Annotated in this window: 6 protein-coding genes; 2 read left to right on the top strand and 4 right to left on the bottom strand. The window is 65.5% G+C overall.

The window, feature by feature from the left end; genetic code table 11:
• Positions 1-197, top strand: a 197-nt coding sequence (locus AC5RT4_RS17250) for a hypothetical protein (protein WP_494106562.1), incomplete at its 5' end; no start/stop codon positions are given.
• Positions 198-392: 195 nt separating this feature from the next.
• Here AC5RT4_RS17250 and AC5RT4_RS17245 read toward each other — a convergent pair.
• A complete protein-coding gene (locus AC5RT4_RS17245) occupies positions 393-1,220 on the bottom strand; it encodes a putative protein N(5)-glutamine methyltransferase (protein WP_494106561.1) in 828 nt (275 codons plus the stop codon).
• 173 nt (positions 1,221-1,393) lie between these two features.
• On the opposite strand from AC5RT4_RS17245, the gene AC5RT4_RS17240 reads away from it, so the two are divergent.
• Positions 1,394-2,440 (top strand): lactonase family protein, encoded by a 1,047-nt coding sequence (locus tag AC5RT4_RS17240; protein ID WP_494106560.1) that lies wholly within the window; start codon positions 1,394-1,396, stop codon positions 2,438-2,440.
• 105 nt (positions 2,441-2,545) lie between these two features.
• Here the strand turns inward: AC5RT4_RS17240 and AC5RT4_RS17235 are convergent, their stop codons facing one another.
• The 3 genes from AC5RT4_RS17235 to AC5RT4_RS17225 form a co-directional block, all read right to left on the bottom strand.
• Positions 2,546-3,454: an SDR family oxidoreductase gene (locus AC5RT4_RS17235; RefSeq protein ID WP_494106559.1), complete on the bottom strand. Its 909-nt coding sequence runs from the start codon at positions 3,452-3,454 to the stop codon at positions 2,546-2,548.
• A gap of 34 nt (positions 3,455-3,488) precedes the next feature.
• Positions 3,489-5,723, bottom strand: a complete 2,235-nt coding sequence (gene malQ, locus AC5RT4_RS17230; RefSeq protein WP_494106558.1) for a 4-alpha-glucanotransferase — start codon at positions 5,721-5,723, stop codon at positions 3,489-3,491.
• 145 nt (positions 5,724-5,868) lie between these two features.
• The gene (locus tag AC5RT4_RS17225) at positions 5,869-6,246 is read right to left on the bottom strand and encodes an ANTAR domain-containing protein (protein ID WP_494106557.1); all 378 of its coding nucleotides are present in this window, start codon (positions 6,244-6,246) and stop codon (positions 5,869-5,871) included.
• Positions 6,247-6,255: the final 9 nt, after the last annotated feature.

Raw genomic sequence — 6,255 nt, 5'->3', positions numbered from 1 at the left:
ACGGCGCCCTCCTCTGCAGCAGCCACCACCACCTGATCCACAAAGAACAATGGACCATCACCACCATCAACGGCACCCCCTGGTACACACCCCCAAAACACCTCGACCCCCACCAAAAACCCCAACAAAACCACTACTTCAAACCACCCCCACCACCCCAAACCACCACCGAAACAACCACCACCGTGCGGGAATGAAGGTGGACCCCAACTGGGGATGCCAGCGACCGTGGGTCCAGCTCCAGGCATCAACCGCGGCTACGCCTTGGACAAGGTCGCCCTGCCTACAGAACGGCTAACCGTAGTTTGCACAGGGCAGCGCCACCCTGTTAGCAGTTTCGTGATCACAGGCAACAAGCGTTGAGTGCAAAAAGAGCCATAGGTGGTGGCAAGTCACCGCCACCGGGGCGTACCTACCACGACTGTGCCGCCCAGCTCCTCCGAGTGGACAGTCCGTGCCGCAAATCCCGCAACCGCCATGACGGCCGCTGTTCCGGCAGCCTGAGGCTCGCTGGTTTCGATGACCAGATGGCCGTTTGCATCCAACCACTCGGGGGCTTCACGGATGATGCGCCGGTGGAGGTCCAATCCGTCGACGCCGCCATCAAGAGAACGGGACGGCTCGTGGACCCTCGCCTCGGGCGGCATGGTGGGCAGCGCGCCTGTGGGCACATACGGGGCGTTCACCACGATGAGCTGCACTTGCCGTCTTAGCCGGGCGGGGAGGGCGGCATACAGGTCACCCTGATGAACCTGCCCGCCCAGGGCTGCCACGTTCCGTCGGGCGCACTGCACGGCAAGTGGATCGATATCTGCCAAGTGAAGTTCGTCTAGGGACGCCCGGGCAGCCAGTGCGACGCCCACTGCCCCGGATCCGCAGCACAGATCCACAACAACGGACGACGACGCCGATGCAGGCAGCCGAGAACGGCCGCGCAGCAGTGCAGCGGCCTCCGAAACGAGCAGTTCGGTGCGTCGCCGAGGTACAAAGACACTAGGGTCGACCGCTATATGAAGTCCGCAAAATTCTGCCCAACCAATGATGCACTCAAGGGGCTCACCGGAAACGCGGCGTTCCACCCACACCGCAAGTTCAGCGGTGCTTGGCGCTTCGGACAGGAGCAGCTGCGCCTCGTCTTCGGCGAATACACAGCCGGCCGCCCGCAGGACTGATACGAGGTCGGCAATGTCGTGAGGAGCAGGTGGCACTGGAGCTGGCATGAAGCGCCTTTCGGTAATCCGCTGGGCATCTCGCTCATTACCTAACCGGAAGGCCCCAGCGACACGAGGACCAACCAGGTGAAACCCAAAGGGGCACACCTCCGTCAAGCTGCAAAATCCAATGCTATTCCGCAATTCCCGGATTACGGCGGTTTTCTTGGCAGGATGGACTCATGACATCGCCTGCCCCGCACACGTTGATCTGGACCGGCACCTACACTCCCGACGGCGGCGGACGGGCGGAAGGGATCGGCGCACTTGCCGAACACCCCGACGGCAGGCTCGAGTGGCTTGGTACGGCCGTCAAAACCGATTCTCCGTCTTTCGTGGCCGTGCATCCAGCTTTGCCTGTGGTCTATGCAGTGGCCGAGCAGCGCAAGATGGTCCGGGCCTTTCGACGCACCGGTGATTTTGCGCTGGAGCCCCTGGGCCGTCCAAACCCCTCGGGAGAAGCCACGTGCCATGTGGCGGTGGACACGCAGGGCCGCTTTCTTACCGCCACGTGCTGGGGTGACGGCCAGGTCCTGCTGTACGAACTGAACCCGGACGGCAGCATCGCCGAGCGTTTTCCCGCACTGCCCTCGGTTGATCCGCATGCCAGCCAGACTCCTGGCGATCCCCGGCAGAGCCGGGCCCACGCTAGCCTGATGCTTCAGGACGGGCGCATTATGACGACGGACCTGGGCCACGACACTCTCAGGATCTGGAACTACGTGCCGGGGGAGGGCCTTGTGGCAGACCACGAGGTGGCCCTCCCATTCGGGGCCGGCCCGCGCCACTTGGTGCAGCACGCCAGCGGCAACGTCTTTGTGGTTTCGGAATATTCGGTTGAGGTCTTCGTGGTCAGGCCGGAGGCCGGGACATTCGAACTCGTTTTTCGAGGCCCGGCTACGTCCGGCGGCAGCCTGCCCGATGACTCGGCTGCAGAAATTAGCCTTGGCAACGAGGGCAGGCACGTGTACGTGGGTGTCCGCGGTTCCAACTTGGTAAGCGTCCTGAAAGTCGGTGCAGGAGGGACAGAACTCATGCCGGTCGGAGACTTCGCCAGCGGCGGGAACTGGCCGCGGCATCATCTGGTCAAGGGCCGCTGGCTGCACGTGGCCCACGAGCGGTCGGACAATATAGCAACTTTTGAACTCGACCCGGTGACGGGTTTGCCCGGACCCCTGGTCCACAACCTGGAGACGCCTTCCCCTACCGCGCTGGTACCGGCGGGATAGGCCGCAGGACAAGCCACAGCACCCGCAGGACAACCAGAATAGGCGCACCAGGCGGAAGCAACGCTGCCGGAGCAGTGAAAAGTGCAGTAAAGCCCCGGCCAGAGCTCAGTTACGCACCGGATGCCCGAGAATGGTGATCAACCGCCTCACCGCCTCCTCTGCTGTGGGCGGCGTCCCAAAAAACTCCTGTTGCCTGGCGGTGTCAGCCACGTACCTGCCGGTCTGGAACCACGCGATCATTGCTGCCAAATCCTTTGCCATGGGATTCATTGGCCCCATTACAGCACCGGCCGCCCGCAGGATCCGAAGCGGAACAGTCCGGACCCAAATTTCCTCCCCCAACACCTGTCCGGCGAGGTCGGCGAACTCCTGCATGGCGATGGGCCGGTCCCACCCGATATCGATGCGCTGGCCCTCGACACCCGGAGCATCCACGGCCGCGGCCAGGTATCCGGCGACATCCGGAGTGAGCACGAACGTCAGAGGGATTCCGGCGGAGCCGAACCACATGACCTTGTGCCTGCTGAGCGGGTCGCCGCCGAAACGCGTCACCTGGTCCAGGAAGGCCCCCGGCCGCAGAGCGACAAACGGCACGCCCAGGGCCTCGAGCCGGTCCTCCATCAGCCTTTTGTGCCAAAAGTGAGGGACGCCGGGTGTTTGGTCACACGTCAGGATGCTGGTGAGGACGAACCGGCGGATCCCGCTATGCTTGGCGGCTTCAGCCAGGTTTGAGTTGCCCAACGTATCGGTTTCCGGGGTATCGCCTTTGCGGTGCCGTGTGTAGCCGGCAGCTGTAGTGACAACGGCATCTGCACCGCCCATCGCCCGCCGCAGCGATTCAGGGTCCAGCATGTCGCCACGCGCAATCTCCACGCCGGCAGAATCGAGCCGGGAAGCATCTGAGCCGGGGCGCACCAAGGCACGCACCTGCTTTCCCCGCTTCAGCAGTTCCGTCACCACTTGGCCGCCCAGCATGCCGGTGCCGCCTACTACCAGTACTGGTCCCTCACCCATCGTGCTCTCCTGACCGTTCGCCCGGCCGCGCAGCCTACCCGCGCATGGCCTCCTCCACCGCCGCCAGCAGCGAGTTGAACCTCGGATTGGCGGGAAGATCGTCCAGAAACACCGGCTTGCCGTCCGGCCCGCCCAGGGGGACCTGCCAATTCGGGTACAGCGCTTCGGTAGTGCCTGGCTGGTTCTGGACCCGCCGCTCCCCCACGGCATCCACCAGGGCAACCCCCAGCAGTACCGACGGCGCCTGTGCCAGCAGCAGGTGCAACGCCTCGATGGTCCGTTCTTCATCAGCCCCGGGACCGCCGGAAGCGTCGTCCGGCAGGTAGCCGCGCTCCCGCACCAAAGCCAGCATCTTCTCCAGCGAAGCGTTGTGCTCGGCCCGTTCCTCCTCTTCGGAGCGCTCCAGAAGGCCCAAGCTGCTGCGCAGCGCCACATGGTCACCGGCGAGGTAACCGGCGGTCGGCGGCAGGTCATGGGTATTCACGCTGGCGAGTGCCTGCGTGCGGTACTTTTCGGGCGCAAGGGGCGAGTCGCCGTCGTACTCGAACCAGAGGATGGACGTCCCCAGGATGCCGCGGGCAGCGAGGTAGTCCCGTACCCAGGGCTCGAAGGTGCCCAGGTCCTCGCCAATCACCACGGCGCCGGCACGCTGCGCTTCGAGGGCGAGGATGCCGATCAGCGCCTCATGGTCGTAGCGGACGTAAGCACCGTTACCCGGGGAATTGCCGGACGGAATCCACCACAGCCTGAACAGGCCCAGGATGTGGTCCACCCGCACGCCGCCGGCATGCCTCAGCACCGTGGCCAGCATGTTGCGGAACGGGATGTAGCCGGCTTCGGCGAGCTTGGCGGGATGCCAGGGCGGCTGGCCCCAGTCCTGGCCCTGCTGGTTGTACATGTCCGGCGGCGCTCCCACGCTGGTGCCGGGAGCCAGGACATCACGCAGTGTCCATGCGTCAGCGCTGGCGTGGTCCACGCCCACGGCGAGGTCGTGAACAACGCCCAGCCGCATGCCGGACCGCAGCACTGAGTGCTGCGCAGCTTCAAGCTGTTCATCACAGATCCACTGCAGCCAGCGATAGAACCCAATCCGGTCGGCGAGCTTTTCCCGGAGCGCCTCGGTCTGCGGTGTGCCGAGGGCGCTGGCAGGGTCTGACCAGAAGGGGTCTCCGGCCGGCAGGTCCTCACGGATGGCGGACCAGAGGGCAAAGTCGTCCAGCCCGCTGCCGGAGACGCGGCAGAACTCATTGAAGGCGGCCTGCCGGGCAGGCGAACGGCGGGTGTGGTAGAGCAGCTCCAGAGCCTGGAGCTTGGCTGCGTAGACCGAGTCGCGGTCCAGCCGGTCGCCCTCCCTGTTCAGCGGAGCCACTTCCTCGCGCAGCTTCTCCAGTGCGGCACGCTTTCGCGGCTTCAGGTAGGCCAGTTCGGGGATCGCCTCGATGCGGATATACAGGGGGTTGAAGAACCGGCGGGTGGACGGCGAATACGGGGAGGGCTGCACGGGCGGCACCGGCTCGGCGGCGTGGAGCGGATTGACCAGGATGTAGTCGGCTCCGCGGGCAGCGCTCAGTGCGCCGAGGTCAGCCAGGTCGGAGAAGTCGCCGATACCCCAAGACCGGCGGGAGCGCACCGAGTACAGCTGCGTGGCCAGTCCCCAGCCGCGGCGCTTTTCGAGCGGTGCAGCGGTGGTCATCCGCGCCGGCACCACCACCAGGGTGGTGGACGCGGTGGCGCCGCCTGATTCGGCGTGGAGGGTGTGCCAGCCCAGCGGCAGGTCCCGTGGAAGGGCGAAGGTGGCACGCCCGGTGGATACACCGTCAACATCCCGCGGCTGCACCCGGAGGTCCTGCTCCACGGCGTCCCTGGACCCGGCACCGCCTTCGAGCGTGATGCGCAGCTGCACCGCGGCGCCGTCCCGCACGTGGACCGGGACCTGGGCCGGCTCGCCCTGCTGGATCACGACGGCGGGAGGCAGCATACGCCGCCACGGAGCCAGTTCCGCTTCCGCGAGCGCCGCCTTGATGAGCTCGTTGGTATGGGCCTGCACGCCCAGGGAGGCCAGGACCTTGATCAGGGTTTCTTCGGCAACATGGTGGGGCAGCCCGTCCCAGCCCTGGAAGGACGTTCCTACGCCATGCACGTCCGCCAGTTGCTGGAGGAGGTGCTGGTCCACGGCCCCGGCAGCTACTTCGCGGTCAGCGCGTGGAATGCCTGGCGGATCCGCGGGCATCTGCGATCGCTGTGGGTGCTGCTGGTCTGAAGCCGTCATGCGTGTCCGCCTCGTCTGGTGTCATGTGGCCTGAACTTACAGTGCTGCCTGTTGCACCGGGCGCCTGCACCCCCGCGCACAACCGTTGGTTCAGATTATTGCAGGGCGGCCCAGAGGCGAAACTGGAGCGCCCGCACTGCGCGGGTTACGGCTCGAAGTAGGTGCTGACCGAGCCCGAGCCCACCTGGTGCAGGATGTCGGCCGCGACGTCGCGCAGTTTCTGGTTGCGATGGCTCGATGCCTGGGCCAGCACAGCCATCGCTTCTTCCTGTGTGCACCGGTTCTGGGCCATCACTACACCGCACGCCAGATTGATCACTGTGCGGTGTTCCGAGGCAGCGGTGAGGTCCTCCGCGAGGTTCTGCGCATCAGCAATCTTGAGTGCCAGCCGCAACGCCCGTCCGGCCAGCTCGGCAAATGCTTCTGCCCTGCGGACCACGTGAGCGGTGAGTACTGCGGGTTCGTCCGCGAAGAAATCCGGAGCAGCCGCCTGCGTTTCATCCAGCGCGAGCGGAACGCCCAAAACACTGCG

The organism is Arthrobacter sp. sptzw42, assembly GCF_059089685.1.
Note: the sequence above shows the minus strand (reverse complement) of the source record. Positions and strands in the feature narration are given on the sequence as shown.

Coding starts and splice junctions, on each gene's coding strand:
- AC5RT4_RS17235 (WP_494106559.1), bottom strand. CDS start 3,454: ATGGGTGAGGGACCAGTACTGGTAGTAGGCGGCACCGGCATGCTGGGC.
- malQ (WP_494106558.1), bottom strand. CDS start 5,723: ATGACGGCTTCAGACCAGCAGCACCCACAGCGATCGCAGATGCCCGCG.
- AC5RT4_RS17240 (WP_494106560.1), top strand. CDS start 1,394: ATGACATCGCCTGCCCCGCACACGTTGATCTGGACCGGCACCTACACT.
- AC5RT4_RS17245 (WP_494106561.1), bottom strand. CDS start 1,220: ATGCCAGCTCCAGTGCCACCTGCTCCTCACGACATTGCCGACCTCGTA.